Here is a 17005-nt window from a genome sequence, read left to right as displayed (position 1 = left end):
ATGTATTCACCGTTTGTCGTCATGCTGTTGACAAGCATTGCCCTATATCACTGCTGATAACCATTGACATGATCAACGTTTGCAATATCTGTTTGGTCATTTGTATCAGGATCGATATAAATGTTTCGCATTTTCGAGGAAGCAGGTGAGACATCGCCATAAGAAGAGTTCGTACCAGTGGATTTTGAATGAGCCGTGTGACTGTTATGGAGTGCTTCGCCAATGTTGACAGAACCGTTGCTTGAGATACTGTTGATCTTTAAATTATAAATGTTAATAACACTTGGCATAGGCTCTCACCCTTTTCTATGGTTGATTAATGTATCCTATGATGATAAGTGCCTAAACGTTCACAATTCCTCATAACTAAAATCGCCTTTTCCGATTGAAGGAAAAAGCGATTGAGAGAGGATTACTTAATGATATGATGGGCTTATGAAATGGGTGCAATACGATAATTCTTTTTTTCTAAAATGTAAGAGATGCTTTGTTGGACAGTGGAAAATGTTCGCCAATTAAACTGAGAATCTACAAGCGACAGAGCCATTTTTGAAGAAAGACCAACAATAAGGCAAGTGGTACCAATCAAACGCAAAGCATCGTGGAGCGTGTTAATATAATAACCGTGTTCTTCATCTAACGAATGAAGGGAAGATAAATCAATAAGCAAATAGCGCGCCTGTTCTTTTACAACTGCCTCCAATACCGTTTCAGTTAGCTTCTTTCCACGTTCTATATCCATCTTACCAGTAATGGGCACAGCTAAAACCTCGTCCCATATCTTTAATAAAGGAGTGGACAAATCCTCAATTAACCGTTCTTTTTCAAGCTCTGCTTCGGCTTGATCTGTAAAGTCTAATAGCATAAGCAAGTAGCCATAACGCTCGCCGTCTTTTGTATCAATGGGGTGAATCACAGCTTCTGCTACGTATTGACTGCCAATTGTTATACGCGTTCTGTAAGTTGTATGAAGAGAGGTGAGTAATTTTTCCGCTTCTTCAGAATTGGAATGAAAGAAGTCCATATGCTTTCCAATTAACTCTTCGATATGAGATAACTGGTAGATTGGGAGTACTGGCTGGAGTGTTTCAATTGCTCTTGCATTCATCCACTGCACACGATAGTCTTTATCTGCAATGATCATGGTTTCTTGAATATTTTCTAAAATCAAATGTCCATTAAGCTTTTGTGGAAGTCGTCCAATTCCATTCATTCTCCATCTCTCCTTATGCGTGTAGTAAGTTTATGTACATCTACTTTATATTTTACAGTGAAAAGAATAAAGAAGGCTATAAGAAATTTATTAACGTGTATAGGGATTATGGTATGTAAAAAAACGTTGGAGTAAGTACTCGCTTCAATAAAAAAACTCCCCTGTGCAAAAGGGGAGGCCACCTTACTCATATGATTTAATAAAATCAACGTTGTATTTTTCAACGCTTGATAGGTAGGAATCTCTAAATGATGAATCAGGCGTATACCATGACTTTTCATAAAAATAGGCTTGAAGATCTTTCGATTTAAATACATACCCATGCCGCGCATAGATTTCATTTCGAGCTAGCCTTAGTTCACTCGAGCTCAAACTGCTAATATCACTATAGCTTAATTTGTAAGAATCCGAACCAGGAAGAATATAAGAGCTTGAAGTAGCATAAGAGCGCGGCCCAGGCACGATCACTTCTCGTTCTTTTATGACGGTTTTTTCCTTTTCAACGGGTGGCGTTTGTATATTTAACATAATACTTTCTTCACTTTGAATAGTGTAGGGACTGCTTTTGAACGTTGTGCCGTCTTTTTGCACTTCTGCATGAACAGTGACGCTTCCATCCGTGGCAACAGGCCCTATTTGTGATGAGCTATTCATCTGCAGTCCCGTGCTTTTTCCATTTACGAATAAAATAGCGTCATCTCTATTTGATGAGATTGTAACGTAAGCCCCTTTAAATACCACAGATATATTTTCTTCTTTTTGCCGGTGAAAATTTACAGTGGTTTGGTCTGTAAGTTTTCCGTAAGAGCTTTCATAAGAAGCCGTAAGCGGGTAATTTCCAATCATAAAAGGCCCTATTTTTTGCGTTTGATTCTTGGATATCGATTGTTTTGTATCATTGACTGTAACCGTTGCATCCTCTGGCGTGGTGAGGGAGATATAATATGATGACGGCACAACCACGTACTGTTTTTTGAAGAGTAGTGAATGTTTCTGTTCTTTTATTGTAAAGTAGATACTCGATTTATTTTTTAAATCATTTTCAACGTCTCGTAAAATAGAACCATCGGAAGTTGCGTCTAACAGAGCTTGAATAGATGTGTCATTAATAACTATAGTAGACTGCGAAGAATCTAATAACTCTCTTAACACAGCTGTATCTTTCGATTCTAATGCCTCAATAAAGCGGTCAGCCGTCTTTTCTTCTGAGCCAGAGAAAAAGAAATAAAATACAAAAGTTAAAAGAAGTATAAGCGCAATAACCCCGCCAATATACCAGCTCTTTTTATACTTAGCTGCAGCTGGCGACACGGTGAAAGAAAAGCCGCAGTTATTGCAAAATAATTGGTTTGTGCTTGCACTGGCCCCGCATTTTGGACATTGATTCATCCTCACCATTCCTTTCTATTTATTCCATTAAATGTATGGAATGTGTAGGTAAAACAGACCATTAAATTGGAAAAAGAATAGATTCAATAAGAAAGATAAACACACCAAACATGCACAGAAAAGGTGAGGTATGCTATGATAAGAACTATATATTAATCCGATAGGGACACTCTGTCATATAAAAAGGAGATGAAGCAAATGAGTGTTTCATTTGTAAATAAAAATCAAGAGTCTACGTATGAAAAATTGCTGCCTCTAGTCGAAAAATTTAAGAAACGAGCTTTTAAAATAGATGAAGAAGGTACGTTTCCCTTTGAAAATATTCAAGAGTTAAAAGAAGCCGGCTATACACTTCTTTCTCTCGAAAGCAAATATGGCGGAAATGAATTACGCCTTTATGATTTTTTATTATTTCAAGAATTAATTGCTCAAGGAGACGCTTCTACAGCTCTTAGTATTGGATGGCATATGGGGATTACAATGGACTTGCGTGAAAAACAGCCTTGGAATCAGCAAATGCTCGATTTTATTTTTAAAGAAATAGAAAAAGGTGCACTTATTAACACCGCTGCTACTGAACCGAAGACAGGAAGTCCTACTCGAGGAGGAAAACCGGAAACGACAGCCGTAAAAACAAAAGAAGGCTGGCGAATCAATGGCCGAAAAACATTCACCACGATGTCTCCAGTGTTAAATTACTTTTTGGTAAAAGCAAGCATTGAAGGTGAAGAAGAGGTCGGCTTATTTTTAATTCCTCGTGAAACAAGCGGACTTTCAATAGAAGAAACATGGGATATGATTGCAATGCGCGGGACAGGAAGTCACGATCTTGTGCTAGAAAACGTCGATATTAAACACGACTTTCTTGTTGAACGCCTCGGTGGTTTTAAAAAGAATGAGCCAAGCGGCTGGCTGCTTCATATACCAGCTTGCTACATGGGTACAGCCATTGCAGCAAGAGATTATGCTGTCGCATTTGCTACAGAATATTCGCCTAATAGTATTGAAGGGACGATTAGCGAGTTGCCAAATGTGCAGCGTTTAGTAGGGGAAATGGAACTTGAACTTATGCAGGCGCGTCATTTTATGTACAGCGTGGCAAGTAAATGGGATGAGACCAGCAACCGAGAAGCATTAGCGGGAGAGTTAGCAGCTGTCAAACACGTAGTTACCAATAGTGCCTGTACGGTTGTTGACAAAGCCATGCGCATAGTAGGAGCACGTAGCTTGCAGCGCAGTAATCCGCTGCAGCGCTATTATAGAGACGTGCGTGCCGGGCTTCACAACCCTCCAATGGATGATATGACGATTGTTAATTTAGCGAAGCAGGCGTTTGCTAGATAAAACTTAATAACATGTTAAATGATGAAAAACTGCTTATTATAGGCTATTCTATAATAAGCAGTTTTTTCGTTGCAAGAGGAGGAATTGAAGATGAAGTCTATAAGGGAAATTCAGCTGACACCCTATAATATCGCGTGGGAAAAGGGATTTACAAAAGAAGCTGCCACCTTAACAACTATAATGTCAGCTCAAGTTTTAGAAGTTCATCATATGGGAAGCACTGCTGTTCCCGGCTTAAGCGCAAAACCGGTTATTGATTTACTTATTGAAGTGAAAGATATAAAAAAAGTAGATACGTATAATCAGAGGATGAAACAGCTTGGTTACGAAGCGAAAGGTGAAAACGGCATAAAAGGAAGACGATACTTCCAAAAAGGCGGAAATGAAAGAACGCATCATGTTCATATTTATGAAAAAGGCCACCCAGAAATTAATCGGCATATATGGTTTCGAGATTATCTGCGTACTCACCCTGATGCAGCAAAAGAATACGAAGCGTTGAAAATAGAACTAGCGCATCGCTATCGCTTTGAACCAGAAAAATATGTGGAAAATAAAACGAATTTTATTCATAAAATAGATGAGCTAGCTTTAAAATGGAAAAAGGGAAGCAGCAATAAGGATAGGAAAGATGATCTTAGATAAAAAGGAGGAACGAGCTTGACTCCAGTTCTAAATCGACAGACAAATACAAGCAAAAAGAAAAAAACAATATGGCTCAGCCTGATATTCTTTGTTATCCTTTGTTTTGTACTTTGTACGGCAATTTCTCTTTATGTAGGCATAAGCCTGACAAAACTAGATAAACATCCTGCTGTGAAAAATCCTGGGGATTACAGCATGCACTATAGCAATCAAGTATTTTTGAGCAAAGACGGAATAACCCATTTAAAAGGATGGATGATTGAACCAACGGAACAGCCAAAAGCGACCATTATTATGTCACATGGATACGGAAATAACCGTGAAGCACAAGGAGCTGGCTTTCTGCCGCTGAGTAAAGAATTTGTAAAAGCGGGATATCGAGTAGTCATGTTTGACTTTAGAGATTCAGGAGACTCAGAAGGAAATCAAACGACGATTGGTGTAAAAGAACAGCTCGATTTATTAGGTGTTATTCAGAAAATGAAGGAAACAACAAAAGAGCCAATTGTGCTCTACGGTATTTCAATGGGAGCAGCCACTTCTTTATTAGCAGCTTCTCAAGATGACGACGTAAAAGCAGTGGTAGCCGATAGTCCTTTTAGCGATTTAACCTCTTATTTAAAAGAAAATCTATCTGTATGGTCTCATTTACCAAACTTTCCGTTTACACCGCTAACAATTGCTATTCTTCCTGTTATTGCAGATGTAAATCCTGCTGAAGCTAGTCCCATTAAAGCAGTCGAGCATATTTACCCTCGACCAATTTTATTTATACACAGTACAGGAGATACAAAAATTCCTTACACTGAAAGTGAAAAAATGGCTAAAACGCACCCGGATGCTTTTCACTTCTGGAAAACTGATAAAGCAGAACACGTTCAAAATTATCACGTATACAAAAAAGAATATGTAAAACGCGTATTATCTTTTATTGAGCAATCGCTGTAAAAAAAAGAGGCTGGCACAAAAATATTTTAGACGAAATGTAAAACGAACCATTGATCAAGACTTTTGATTAGTGTTTCGTTTTTTTGTTAGGACAAACGTAGATTTCATGTGTGTAAATCTTTCTAGCAGTTGATTGGAGGGCAAGACGAAGACTCCTGCGGGAAAAGCGGAACAGGTGAGGCCCCGCAGGAGCGAAAGCGACGAGGAGGCTCAGCGGCCGCCCGCCGAAAGCGAAGTCTTGTATGGAAATCAACTGCGGTGTCTCAAGCAGTTCAGCTCATATATCCCATTTGTTCATCTTTAAATGGGATTCATTTCGTTATGTCTCAACCTCTTTTAGCCATTGATTTTACCTTGTTCTATAAGCTCAGCATATAAATTACGAAGAATATAGGTTTTGTAACTTTCTAGCTTTCTTCCATCGATTTTAGAGATATTGGCCGCTTTTAACTGTTGAACAAACCAGCCCTTTGAATAAATATGAGCCATTGTTAATCACTCCTTCAAAAAGATCCACTCTAAATAATTAACTATATTCATAAAAGGAACTAAAAAGAAGTGAACGAAGCAAATGAATTGACGTTCATTTTCCACAGCGTTATACTGCTCTACAGCTACTTATAAAGGAGGAAATGAACAATGAGTAAACAGTATATAAACGTAAATGGCGTTAATTTGCACTACATAAGCAAGGGACAAGGAGATCTTATGCTATTTCTTCATGGGTTTCCTGACTTTTCGCATATTTGGCGACACCAGATAGATGAATTTTCTAATGATTTCCACACAGTTGCTTTAGATTTAAGAGGATATAATCTATCTGAAAAGCCAAGCGGACTAGACTCATACGAAATTGATATATTAGTAGAAGATATTCGCCAAGTGATTGAAGGTCTAGGATATAGCTCCTGCACGCTAGTTGTACACGACTGGGGAGCAGGAATTGGCTGGACATTTGCTTATCGCTACCCTGAATATGTACAAAAATTAATTGCTTTTAACGGTCCGCACCCTTATACATTTATGCGTGAGCTTAGAACAAATAAAAATCAGCAAAAAGCAAGTGAATATATGAAATGGTTTCAAAAACAAGAAGCACAGGACTATATGGAACGAGATAATTTCTCAGGTTTGCGTAATCTTGTAATCGACCCAGGTGTAAAAAAAGGATATCTAACAGCTGATGATGTTCAAGCATACATGAACTCTTGGGAAAATGGCTCTGTGCTGTCCATGCTAAGTTATTACCGCAATTTAAAGATTTTTACAGAAGAAGACCTTCAAAGAAAATCTTTGTTTCCGTTAGAAGAAGAAGTGTTAAACATCCCGGTACAAATTATTTGGGGAAATCAAGATCCTACTTTCATGCCTGAAAACTTAGATGGTATTGAAGAATATGTGCCAAACATATCTGTTCACCGATTAGCTGAAGCATCTCATGCCCCTCAGCATGAAAAGCCACAAGAAGTAAACGGCGTGATGTGGAATTTTTTAAATAAGTAAAGATAAAAAGAGGCTCAGACAAAAGTAGTTTAGTTGAAGGAAGATCTGAACGATGAATTGAGATTCTTGATGGAGAATCCAACTCGTTCGGATTTTTTTATTGCGCAGGTTTCATATATAGAGTGGCTTCTAGCTGTTGATTGGAGGGAAAGGAAATGCTGTATTAGCGGGACACGTAGACAGTAAAACCGGCCCTGCCGTCTTTTACAACCTAAAAAACTTAAAAAAAGACGATGAAATTACCGTAAGAGATGCACAGGGGACCACACTTACTTTTGTTGTTAAACGTATAAAAAGAATCCAGGCGGAACATTTGTCCATATTGGCAGCGTTTCGGAATTTGAGCGAAAAAGCTTTGCTGACTCCGACGCATCTCAAGCTCGTTACTATGTAACAGCTGTTAATGAGTCAGGAAAAGAGTCTGCTTCCTCTAGTATAGCGAAATAACAAAAAGCTCTCTTTAAACGGAGGGCTTTTTGTCATTTTTGATTGTCGATCAAAAAGATATCTTCTGCCTTTCTATTTATCTAAATGCTATTAGTTTTAATAGATAAATAAAAATTCCTTCAAAATAATACTTGAATAATATAAATATTCAGATTATTATGTACTAATAGTCTTTTTGGTAATTAAAAGGAAAAAAACTAAAAAGAATCTAAACGAAAAAGGAGAGAAAGCATGGCACAACCTAATTTGCAAACAGAGCAAAAATCACACCCAAAAACCTTTCTAGACAAACTATTAGGAAGGGTAGAAGCAATCGGAAACAAACTACCTGATCCTTTTATTTTGTTTGTATGTTTAGCTCTTATTATCGTAGTAGCATCTGCTGCTATTAATAGTATGGGAGTAACGGTGGTCCATCCCGGTACTAACAAGACTCTTCCAATTAAAAGTTTGTTGTCGCATGAAGGCATTCAGTATATCTTAACATCGATGCTGACCAATTTCACTGAATTTAAGCCCCTAGGACTTGTACTTGCTATGATGCTTGGAGTCGGACTTGCAGAAAAAGTAGGTCTGCTTGAAGTGGCCATAAAGAAAACGATTTTAAATGCTCCAAAAGCTCTTATTACATACGCCATCATTTTTACAGGAATTATGGCCAACTTAGCGGCAGATGCTGCTTTTGTCATCGTGCCTCCGCTTGCCGCAATGATTTTTTATACAGTAGGAAGGCACCCGCTTGCTGGATTAGCAGCAGGATTCGCTGGGGTAGGATCAGGCTTTACAGCGAATCTTATTATATCCGGAACCGACGGATTGTTATCAGGCATATCCACTGAAGCTGCTAAAACAATTGACCCAAGCGCTGCTGTCAGTCCTGCAGCGAACTGGTACTTCATGGCGGCTTCTGTATTTGTTTTGACCGTTATAGGGGCGATCGTCACCGAGAAGATTGTAGAACCTAGGCTAGGCTATTATAAAGGAAAAAAACGCAATGATTTTGGTGAAATTAGTGAGGCAGAAGCAAAAGGATTAAAAAACAGTATCGTTGCTACATGTATTTATGTCGCTGTACTAGCTGTTTTCTTATTTTGGCCCAACTCTCCTCTACGAAATGAAGACGGTGGAATTGTTCCATCTCCTTTTTTAGATGGGATCATTCCGATCACGCTGCTGTTTTTTGTGGTAGTTGGCTCTGTTTACGGAATAACAGTAGGGAAAATCAAAAGTTCTAGAGATGTACCTGCTTATATGACTGATTCGATGAAAGATATGGCTAGCTATATTGTCCTTATTTTTGCGGCTGCTCAATTTATCGCTTACTTTAATTGGACTAATATTGGAACGTGGATTGCAGTAGAAGGAGCGGATGCATTAAAAGCACTAAATCTAACTGGACTTCCAGTTGTGGTTGGTTTTGTATTTTTAACTGTTGTTCTAAGCCTTCTTATTTTTAGCGGCTCCGCTCAATGGGCACTAGAAGCACCTATTTTTATTCCATTGTTCATGCTGTTAGGATACAACCCTGGATTTATTCAAGCAGCATACCGAATAGCGGATTCTTCCACGAATGTAATTACTCCTTTAAATCCATACATGATTGTTATTTTGGCTTTTATGAAAGAATACGAGCCTAAGGCAGGACTTGGCACAATTATTTCACTTATGCTTCCTTATACTCTAGCTTTTTTAGGGATTTGGATTATTATGTTGCTTATTTTTGCAGTATTCGGTATTCCTCTAGGGCCTAGTGTATATATGTATTTGTAAAGAAAAATCCTCTTCTACTCCAAGAAGAGGATTTTTTATGTGAGAAATTCTAACACGCATAAAAATTGTTAAGTTTATGTGTACATAAGAGGATACACAAGAAAAAGAAAACAGTATAAAAAAACAAAAGTTTTCTGAATAATTTTGCAAAAAGTAGTTGCTAAATACATATAAATCAAATATGATAGTAAACATAACAAAAGATGTTATATAATCTAACATTAAATTTAGGGGTTATTTATTCGTACTTAAGGGGGAAATCATCATGCAAATGGGCGATTCAGTATTTATGTTTTTTTCAGCATTATTGGTTTGGATTATGACACCAGCTATTGCATTGTTTTACGGGGGCATGGTTCGAAGTAAAAACATGCTAAGTACCGCGATGTATAGCGTAGGTTCTTTAGCTGTTATATCCGTTCTTTGGATAGTAGCAGGCTATTCGTTAGCTTTTTCGACCGGTGGCAATGCTTTTATTGGTAACTTGGACTGGGTAGGATTAAAAGGAGTCGGGTTCACTCCAAACGGGGACTACAGTGCTACGATCCCGCATAATATGTTTATGATGTTTCAGCTGACATTTGCTGTACTAACAGTAGCTATTATATCTGGAGCTTTTGCAGAGCGCATGAAGTTTTCAGCATTTATCTTATTTGCTATCCTATGGTCATTATTTGTATATGCACCAGTTGCACACTGGGTTTGGGGAGTTGGCGGATGGCTTCGTGAACTAGGAGCTATTGACTTTGCCGGAGGAAACGTCGTTCACATTTCGTCAGGTGTAGCAGGATTAATTCTAGCTCTTGTTGTTGGAAAAAGAAAAAATGCCGATGCCGCAGCACCTCACAATTTACCGTTAACTCTTTTAGGCGGAATGCTGATTTGGTTCGGCTGGTTTGGTTTTAACGTTGGAAGTTCTTTAACTATTAACAGCGTTGCAATGACGGCTTTCATTAACACGAATACAGCGGCAGCAACAGGAATTATCGGCTGGCTTGTAGTAGAGTGGATTATCAATAAAAAACCTACGCTGCTTGGAGCCGTTTCGGGAGCAATTGCTGGACTTGTAGCTATCACACCAGCTTGTGGATTCGTTACACCGTTTGCTTCTATTGTAATTGGTTTTATCGGCGGAGCGGTTTGTTTCTGGGGTATCTTCTCACTTAAAAAGAAAATCGGTTACGACGATGCGTTAGATGCATTTGGTCTTCACGGTATTGGGGGAACGTGGGGAGGTATCGCAACAGGTTTATTTGCCACAACTTCTGTAAATGACGCCGGTGCGAATGGTTTATTCTACGGAGATCCAAGTCTACTTTGGAAACAGCTGGTGGCTATCGTAGCAACGTATCTATTTGTCGGCATTGCTACCTTCATTATTGTTAAAGTGGTCGGATTAATTGTATCTCTGCGTGCGACACAAGAAGAAGAAACGCTTGGGCTTGATATTACGCTGCACGGTGAAAGAGCGTATCACGAATCGAATATGTAAAAGGGGTGGGCACAGTGAGTGATGTTTTAACAAAAATTGAAATTATTACACGCCCTTCAAAGTTTGAAGAGCTTAAGCAAGAACTGGCGAAAATTGGCGTTAGCGGTATTACAGTTACAGATGCGCTGGGGTGCGGGTTGCAAAAAGGCATTACGGAGCTTTATAGAGGCGTTAAAAAACAAGACAATATGCACGCACGAATTAAAGTAGAAATTGTGGTGTGCGAAGTTCCGGTATCTGACGTTGTTGATAAAGCAAGAAAAGTACTAAATACAGGTCAGCCTGGAGATGGGAAAATATTTATTTATGAATTAAAAAATGCGATTAAGATCCGAACAGGGGAAGAGGGATCACAGGCATTACGAAACAATAGTTAAACTCTGGGAGAAGCGGAAAACAAAGAGTCATAAAAATAGGCTGGGACAAAAGTAGTTTAGCCCAAGTCAAAAACGAACCACTCATCAACATGTTTAATGAGTGGTTCGTTTTTTTGTGATGGTGCCTATCGTTTTATTCGTTTTTTTCCTTCTAGCAGTTGATTGGAGGGCAAGGCGGAGACTCCTGCGGGAAAAGCGGGACAGGTGAGACCCCGCAGGAGCACAAGCGACGAGGAGGCTCAGCGGCCGCCCGCGGAAAGCGAAGCCTTGCACGGAAATCAACTGCGGTGTCATAAGCCGTCCAGCCTATGTATCTCATTTGTTCGTCTTTCGGTTAGATTCATTTCGTTATGTCTCAACCTCTTTTTTAGGTTGAATAGTTACACGGCATGTTTCCTTATGGTGACATGCTTTTTTGTTATATATATAGCCAAAAAGTATATCGCAAAAAATAAGTGAATATAATTAAAATTATTTTTATAAAATTAAGAAAATTATAAAAATATATGTCATTATTACTGACAAGTTTGGTGAAATACTGCTGTTTATCCTTTTATAATAGTAAAAAATAACTATATTTTTACTTTTATTAGTTTCTCTTTATATATGAGAGCAAATCGATTATGAAAGGATGTGAAAAAAGATGTACATAAACAGCAAGCTGTTTCACCGTTTTCAGAAATGACATTTGTTGTAAAGATAAAAAGCGTTCTAGACGCAAACAAAGGGAGGGAAAATCGTTATAAAAGACTAGCCGCTATTACGCGTTTTATAACGATTACTACATGCTAAGTAAAAAAATGTTATCTATTTTAGCAACAACGGTCTTATCTGTAGGATTTGTAGCTGGCTGTGGGAGCAACAGTACATCCGGAGAAGACAAAGGCAGCAATGTTATTAAAATTGCTACGCAAAGCCCTTTGTCAGGAGGTAGTGCGACGTTAGGTGAAGCGATCAAACTGGGAGCTCAGCTAGCTCTTGATGAAGAAAAAGATACGTTTGAAAAATTAGGATATAAACTTCAGCTTGTACCGTATGACGATCAAGGCGATCCTAAAAAAGGCGTAGCGAACGCTCAGTTAATCGGATCAGATAAAGCCGTCTATGGAGTGATAGGACATTTAAATTCAGGGGTTACCATTCCTTCATCTGAAACGTATGAGAAATACTCAATTCCAATGATTTCTCCTGCAAGTACAGCAACGGACGTAACAGATCGAAAGTTAAAAACGGTTAACCGTATTGTAGCGCGCGATGACTTCCAAGGTCCTGCGGGAGCTGAATATGCTGTTAAAGAGTTGAAAGCAAAAAACATTTTTGTCATTCAAGATAAAACTGCTTACGGACAAGGGCTTGCAGATGCTTTTAAAACAGCAGCTGAAAAAGAAGGAGCAAAAATTGTTGGATTTGAAGGAATTACGGTTGGAGAAAAAGATTTTAACGGTGTGTTAAATCAAGTCTCTAAAGAAAAGCCGGATCTCGTTTATTTTGGTGGTCTTTATGCAGAAGGCGGACTTTTAATTAAACAAGCTCGTGATAAAGGAATTACCGCTAAGTTTATGGGAGGGGATGGCTTAGACTCCTCAACTTTAGTTGATATTGCCGGAGGTGCTGTAAAAGATACGTATCTTACGTCAGTAGCAGGCGATGCTTCCAAGACGAAATTCGCTAAAGATTATGAGAAGAAATTCAATAAAAAAGTAGAGTCATACTCCGTATACGGGTATGATTCCATGAAAGTTATGCTTCAAGGTATTCAAAAAGCCATTGAAGACAATGATAAAAAGCTTCCTTCTCATGAAGCAGTACGTGACGCCGTACGCGATATTACAGAATACAAAGGAGAACTTACGCAGGTAGGATTTGATGAGAAAGGAGACAATAAATACGCAAAAATCTTTATCTATAAGTTTGACGCTCCTTCGTACCCAGCTAAATTAGAAGGAGAAATCTCACAGTAAACTTTAGAAAAGAAAGGTATGGATGTTCCGTACCTTTCTTTTCTTAAAATCGATTTTATAGGACGAAAGGGACGAGGTTATATGTTTGCTCATATTATACAAACGCTGCCGCAAGTGTTAATTGACGGACTAACATTAGGAGCTGTATATGCAATTATTGCCCTAGGTTATACGATGGTATATGGCATTTTAGAACTCATCAATTTTGCACACGGCGAAATTTTTATGTCAGGCGCCTTTATCGGAACCGCTATTTTAATAGGGTTAACAGGCGTAGGTTGGATTGCAGCTTTTCCAGCTGTTGTGACGTTAATTTTAGTTCTTCTTATTACGAGTGTTGCAACTGGGTTGCTTGGTATGGGAATTGAAAGAGTGGCTTACCGCCCCCTGCGCAAGTCTTCTAAACTGATTACACTTATTACAGCTATCGGAATGTCATTTCTATTACAGGATTTTGTGCGCTTCATTACGGAGCTTAAGAATGGTAACTATATTGTTAATACCCCAGCTTTATTTTCAGGCAAAGTATCGATTAGTGCTTCTTCTCTTTCATCATCATTTGATGATGCTACATTTAAAGTAACGTTTATCGTAGTGTTAATTGTTGCTCTTTGCTTAATGATCGGACTTGAAATTTTCGTCAATCGGACCAAATGGGGAATGGCAATGAGGGCTGTAGCCCAAGATCCTGATACAGCTTCACTCATGTCCATTAATGTAAACAAAGTCATTTCCCTTACTTTTTTTATTGGTTCGGCTCTAGGAGGCGCAACCGGTGTGTTATTTGCGCTTCATTACGGAACAATTGATCCTTACATTGGGTTCATATTAGGATTAAAGGCTTTTACAGCAGCTGTTTTAGGGGGAATAGGCAATATACGAGGCGCAATGTTTGGAGGTCTAATGCTTGGCATTCTTGAAATGTTTGCAGCTGCGAATTTATCAACAATCACCGGCAATATTTTAGGAGCAGAGTATAAAGATGTATTTGCATTTGCCATTTTGATTTTGGTGTTAATTTTTAAACCAGAAGGCTTATTTGGAAAAGCCGTTACAGAAAAAGTGTAGGTGATGAAGATGAAAAAATTAATGAGTAGGCTTGAAGGAAACAAAAAAGCGCAAATCATTCTATTTTTTATATATGTAATTGCAACAAGCGGTAGTTTAATGCTTGCCCAAAAGTCCGTTGTCGCATTTTTACTTCTTTTATTTTCATTATTACTTCTGTATTTTATGTCTTTTTCTAGTAAATTAAAATGGCTAATAGCAGGGGTCATTTTAATTGTGCTGCTTCCTTTTTCAGCTAGCCAAGGCCCTGCTTATGAATCATATATGGAAGTATCTACACTAGTAGGCATCTATATTGCTATGGCACTTGGGTTGAACATCGTAGTGGGGTTAGCCGGATTATTGGATTTGGGATTTGTTGCTTTCTTTGCCGTTGGGGCTTACACGTATGGAATTTTTGCGACCAATCAAGCTGCTAATTTTATGCCTTTTGGTACGTACCCATTATCAGGAGAAAGCTTTTGGTTTTTTATTATTGCTGGGTGCCTAATAGCCGCTTTATTTGGAGTTCTGCTTGGTATACCTGTGCTGCGCGTAAAAGGGGACTATCTAGCTATCGTTACGCTTGGATTCGGGGAAATTATTCGAATTGTATTTAACAATTTGGATAAACCAATCAATATTACAAACGGAGCAATGGGGCTGTCCTCCGTGACGCCGCCTTCTATTTTTGGGATTAACTTAGTATATCCAAGTCAGTTCTATTATGTAGTATTAGTCATTTTAGCAGCGGTTATTTTTATTGTACGGCGATTCGAATATTCTAAAGTAGGACGATCGTGGAAAGCGGTTCGAGAAAATGAAATTGCAGCTCAAGCGATGGGAATTCACCTTGTCAGAACAAAGCTGCTTGCGTTTGCTATCGGTGCCTCTTTTTCAGGCATGATGGGAGTGGTCTTCGCCGCTAAGCAAACCTTTGTTGATCCAACCAGCTTTACGCTGTTAGAATCTATCACGATTTTAGTCATGGTTATCTTAGGAGGAATGGGGAGCGTTCCAGGCGTCATACTTGGAGCGGCGGTTGTAACCATTCTTAATCTTCAAGTATTAACGGAGCTCACCGATTGGTTTAATCAGCTGAGTTTAAATGGGGTTATCTCTATACCAGATGCACTTTCGCCAGCTAAAATGCAGCGATTTATTTTTGGCGGACTTCTTATTCTATTTGCCCTATACAGGTCTCAGGGATTGCTTCCTGCTAAACAGCCTACGTTCGATTTGAAAGAGCTGAAAGAAGAAGCTGAAGAAGAAGAAATACAGCCTGTGATTTCAACGGCTGAGAAAAACGTCAATCTATAGAGGTGAAAGAAATTGTCTATTTTAGAAGTAAAAAATGTAACCAAGACCTTTGGGGGTTTAATTGCCAATCAAGACGTAACAATGGATATTCAAAAAAATTCAATAACAGCTGTAATAGGACCAAACGGCGCTGGAAAGACTACATTTTTTAATATGGTGACAGGTGTTTATCAGCCAACCTCAGGTGATATTAAATTAAATGGTCAATCTATAACAGGGCTAAAACCTCACAGCGTATCAAAACAAGGGATTTCTCGGACATTTCAAAACATCAGGTTATTTAGTAATATAACGGTGTTAGAAAATGTATTAGTTGGGATGCACAACCATTTGAAAGCAACCACTTTTGAAACACTGTTGAATTTACCTCGAGCAAGAAGAGCGGAAAAATTAGCTAAAAAAGAAGCGTATAAGCTGTTAGAATACGTTGGGCTAGAAGCTTTATATAACGAAGTCGCCAATAACTTATCATATGGAGCGCAGCGCCGACTCGAAATTGCCAGAGCGTTAGCTACTAGACCCTCACTGTTATTATTAGATGAACCGGCTGCTGGTATGAATCCGCGTGAAACAAAAGAGCTGACGGATCTTATTCACACGATACGAAAAGACCGTGAAATAACCATTTTATTAATTGAGCATGACATGAAGCTCGTCATGGAAATTTCTGATCATATTATTGTATTAGATCATGGAATAAAAATTGCAGAAGGAAACGCTGAACATATCCGTACACACCCGAAAGTGATCGAAGCCTATTTAGGAAAAGGAGCGGCAGAGGAAATAGAAAGAAAGGAGACAAGCACATGACGCTATTAAAGTTAACTGAAGTTGACACCTTTTACGGAGGAATTCAAGCACTTAAAGGAATAACGATTGATGTAGAAGAAGGAGAAATTGTGACTCTTATCGGAAGCAATGGAGCCGGAAAATCTACCACATTAAAGTCCATTAGCGGTCAAGCTCCTGTCAAAGCAGGTAGTATCATGTATAAAGGCACCCACATCACGAAATTCCCTCCTCACCAAACGGCCCGTTTAGGAATAGCTCATGTACCAGAAGGAAGAAAGATCTTTCCTAAGATGACGGTAAAAGAAAATTTAACGATCGGAGCATTTTCACTTTCTAATAAAAAAGTAATAGAAGAAAACATGACTAGAGTACTCACCTATTTTCCAAGATTAAAAGAAAGATTGACTCAAAAAGGAGGAACGATGAGTGGCGGTGAACAGCAAATGCTAGCTATCGGGCGGGCACTTATGATGAACCCTTCTATGCTTATGCTAGATGAACCTTCTATGGGGCTTGCTCCTATCATCGTAGAACAAATATTCGAAATCATTATGGAGTTAAATAAAAACGGCATGACGATTTTACTCGTTGAACAAAACGCTTATCAAGCGCTGCAAATCGCGCACCGAGGCTATGTAATTCAAACGGGCGAAATTATTCTACAAGGGAAAGGGACGGAATTAATTCATAATGAAAAAATAAAAGAAGCTTATTTAGCTTAAAAAACAAACCGCATCGCGTTTTAACGCTGCGGTTT

General features: G+C 38.6%; 19 protein-coding genes. 15 read left to right on the top strand and 4 right to left on the bottom strand.

The genetic code is table 11. The features are described from left to right. Positions 1-47: 47 nt before the first annotated feature. From MMB68_RS06895 to MMB68_RS06885, 3 genes are all read right to left on the bottom strand, one after another. Positions 48-290, bottom strand: a complete 243-nt coding sequence (locus MMB68_RS06895) for a spore germination protein (protein WP_013057625.1) — start codon at positions 288-290, stop codon at positions 48-50. Between the two features lie 143 nt (positions 291-433). Next, positions 434-1213, bottom strand: coding sequence for an STAS domain-containing protein (locus MMB68_RS06890; RefSeq protein WP_013057624.1), 780 nt, complete (start codon positions 1211-1213; stop codon positions 434-436). Between the two features lie 183 nt (positions 1214-1396). Next, on the bottom strand, positions 1397-2602 hold the full coding sequence (locus MMB68_RS06885) for a TcaA 3rd/4th domain-containing protein (protein WP_277447630.1): 1206 nt from the start codon (positions 2600-2602) through the stop codon (positions 1397-1399). Positions 2603-2800: 198 nt separating this feature from the next. Here MMB68_RS06885 and MMB68_RS06880 point away from each other — a divergent pair, with 198 nt between their 5' ends. The 4 genes from MMB68_RS06880 to MMB68_RS06865 all read left to right on the top strand — a co-directional run bounded on the left by MMB68_RS06880 (position 2801) and on the right by MMB68_RS06865 (position 5917). Further along, positions 2801-3946, top strand: coding sequence for an acyl-CoA dehydrogenase family protein (locus tag MMB68_RS06880; RefSeq protein WP_221784797.1), 1146 nt, complete (start codon positions 2801-2803; stop codon positions 3944-3946). Between the two features lie 90 nt (positions 3947-4036). Further along, a complete protein-coding gene (locus MMB68_RS06875; RefSeq protein ID WP_269871553.1) occupies positions 4037-4591 on the top strand; it encodes a GrpB family protein in 555 nt (184 codons plus the stop codon). Positions 4592-4606: 15 nt separating this feature from the next. After that, on the top strand, positions 4607-5539 hold the full coding sequence (locus MMB68_RS06870) for an alpha/beta hydrolase (protein WP_221784799.1): 933 nt from the start codon (positions 4607-4609) through the stop codon (positions 5537-5539). 129 nt (positions 5540-5668) lie between these two features. Next, the gene (locus tag MMB68_RS06865) at positions 5669-5917 is read left to right on the top strand and encodes a hypothetical protein (RefSeq protein ID WP_277447631.1); all 249 of its coding nucleotides are present in this window, start codon (positions 5669-5671) and stop codon (positions 5915-5917) included. On the opposite strand, the gene MMB68_RS06860 is transcribed toward MMB68_RS06865, so the two are convergent. Next, entirely contained in the window at positions 5876-6028 is a 153-nt protein-coding gene (locus MMB68_RS06860) for a YflJ family protein (protein ID WP_013057618.1), read from the bottom strand. The genes MMB68_RS06865 and MMB68_RS06860 overlap by 42 nt on opposite strands. A 150-nt stretch (positions 6029-6178) precedes the next feature. On the opposite strand from MMB68_RS06860, the gene MMB68_RS06855 reads away from it, so the two are divergent. From MMB68_RS06855 to MMB68_RS06805, 11 genes are all read left to right on the top strand, one after another. Next, complete coding sequence (locus MMB68_RS06855; RefSeq protein WP_277447632.1) at positions 6179-7042, top strand: alpha/beta fold hydrolase; 864 nt, start codon at positions 6179-6181, stop codon at positions 7040-7042. Positions 7043-7178: 136 nt separating this feature from the next. After that, positions 7179-7436 carry a class F sortase gene (locus tag MMB68_RS06850; RefSeq protein ID WP_260506784.1) on the top strand — a complete coding sequence of 86 codons (258 nt, stop codon included), beginning with the start codon at positions 7179-7181 and terminating at the stop codon, positions 7434-7436. A 284-nt stretch (positions 7437-7720) separates the two neighbouring features. Beyond that, on the top strand, positions 7721-9259 hold the full coding sequence (locus tag MMB68_RS06845) for an AbgT family transporter (protein ID WP_277447633.1): 1539 nt from the start codon (positions 7721-7723) through the stop codon (positions 9257-9259). A 265-nt stretch (positions 9260-9524) separates the two neighbouring features. Continuing rightward, a complete protein-coding gene (locus MMB68_RS06840; protein ID WP_013057612.1) occupies positions 9525-10751 on the top strand; it encodes an ammonium transporter in 1227 nt (408 codons plus the stop codon). Positions 10752-10765: 14 nt separating this feature from the next. Beyond that, complete coding sequence (locus tag MMB68_RS06835) at positions 10766-11128, top strand: P-II family nitrogen regulator (RefSeq protein WP_013057611.1); 363 nt, start codon at positions 10766-10768, stop codon at positions 11126-11128. A gap of 158 nt (positions 11129-11286) precedes the next feature. Continuing rightward, the gene (locus tag MMB68_RS06830; RefSeq protein ID WP_264407853.1) at positions 11287-11424 is read left to right on the top strand and encodes a hypothetical protein; all 138 of its coding nucleotides are present in this window, start codon (positions 11287-11289) and stop codon (positions 11422-11424) included. 489 nt (positions 11425-11913) lie between these two features. Further along, positions 11914-13089 carry a branched-chain amino acid ABC transporter substrate-binding protein gene (locus tag MMB68_RS06825; RefSeq protein ID WP_277447634.1) on the top strand — a complete coding sequence of 392 codons (1176 nt, stop codon included), beginning with the start codon at positions 11914-11916 and terminating at the stop codon, positions 13087-13089. 81 nt (positions 13090-13170) lie between these two features. Further along, positions 13171-14157 carry a branched-chain amino acid ABC transporter permease gene (locus tag MMB68_RS06820; RefSeq protein ID WP_153254687.1) on the top strand — a complete coding sequence of 329 codons (987 nt, stop codon included), beginning with the start codon at positions 13171-13173 and terminating at the stop codon, positions 14155-14157. Positions 14158-14166: 9 nt separating this feature from the next. Further along, complete coding sequence (locus MMB68_RS06815) at positions 14167-15456, top strand: branched-chain amino acid ABC transporter permease (protein ID WP_264407848.1); 1290 nt, start codon at positions 14167-14169, stop codon at positions 15454-15456. 12 nt (positions 15457-15468) lie between these two features. Beyond that, positions 15469-16266: an ABC transporter ATP-binding protein gene (locus MMB68_RS06810; protein ID WP_264407846.1), complete on the top strand. Its 798-nt coding sequence runs from the start codon at positions 15469-15471 to the stop codon at positions 16264-16266. After that, complete coding sequence (locus MMB68_RS06805; RefSeq protein ID WP_264407844.1) at positions 16263-16970, top strand: ABC transporter ATP-binding protein; 708 nt, start codon at positions 16263-16265, stop codon at positions 16968-16970. Before MMB68_RS06810 ends, MMB68_RS06805 begins: the two co-directional genes overlap by 4 nt. The last annotated feature ends 35 nt before the right edge of the window (positions 16971-17005 follow it).

The sequence above is a fragment of the Priestia sp. Y58 genome (assembly GCF_029522095.1).
Lineage (GTDB): Bacteria > Bacillota > Bacilli > Bacillales > Bacillaceae_H > Priestia > Priestia megaterium_E.
The sequence above is the reverse complement of the archived record's forward strand: the minus strand, read 5'-3'. Positions and strand labels throughout refer to the sequence as shown.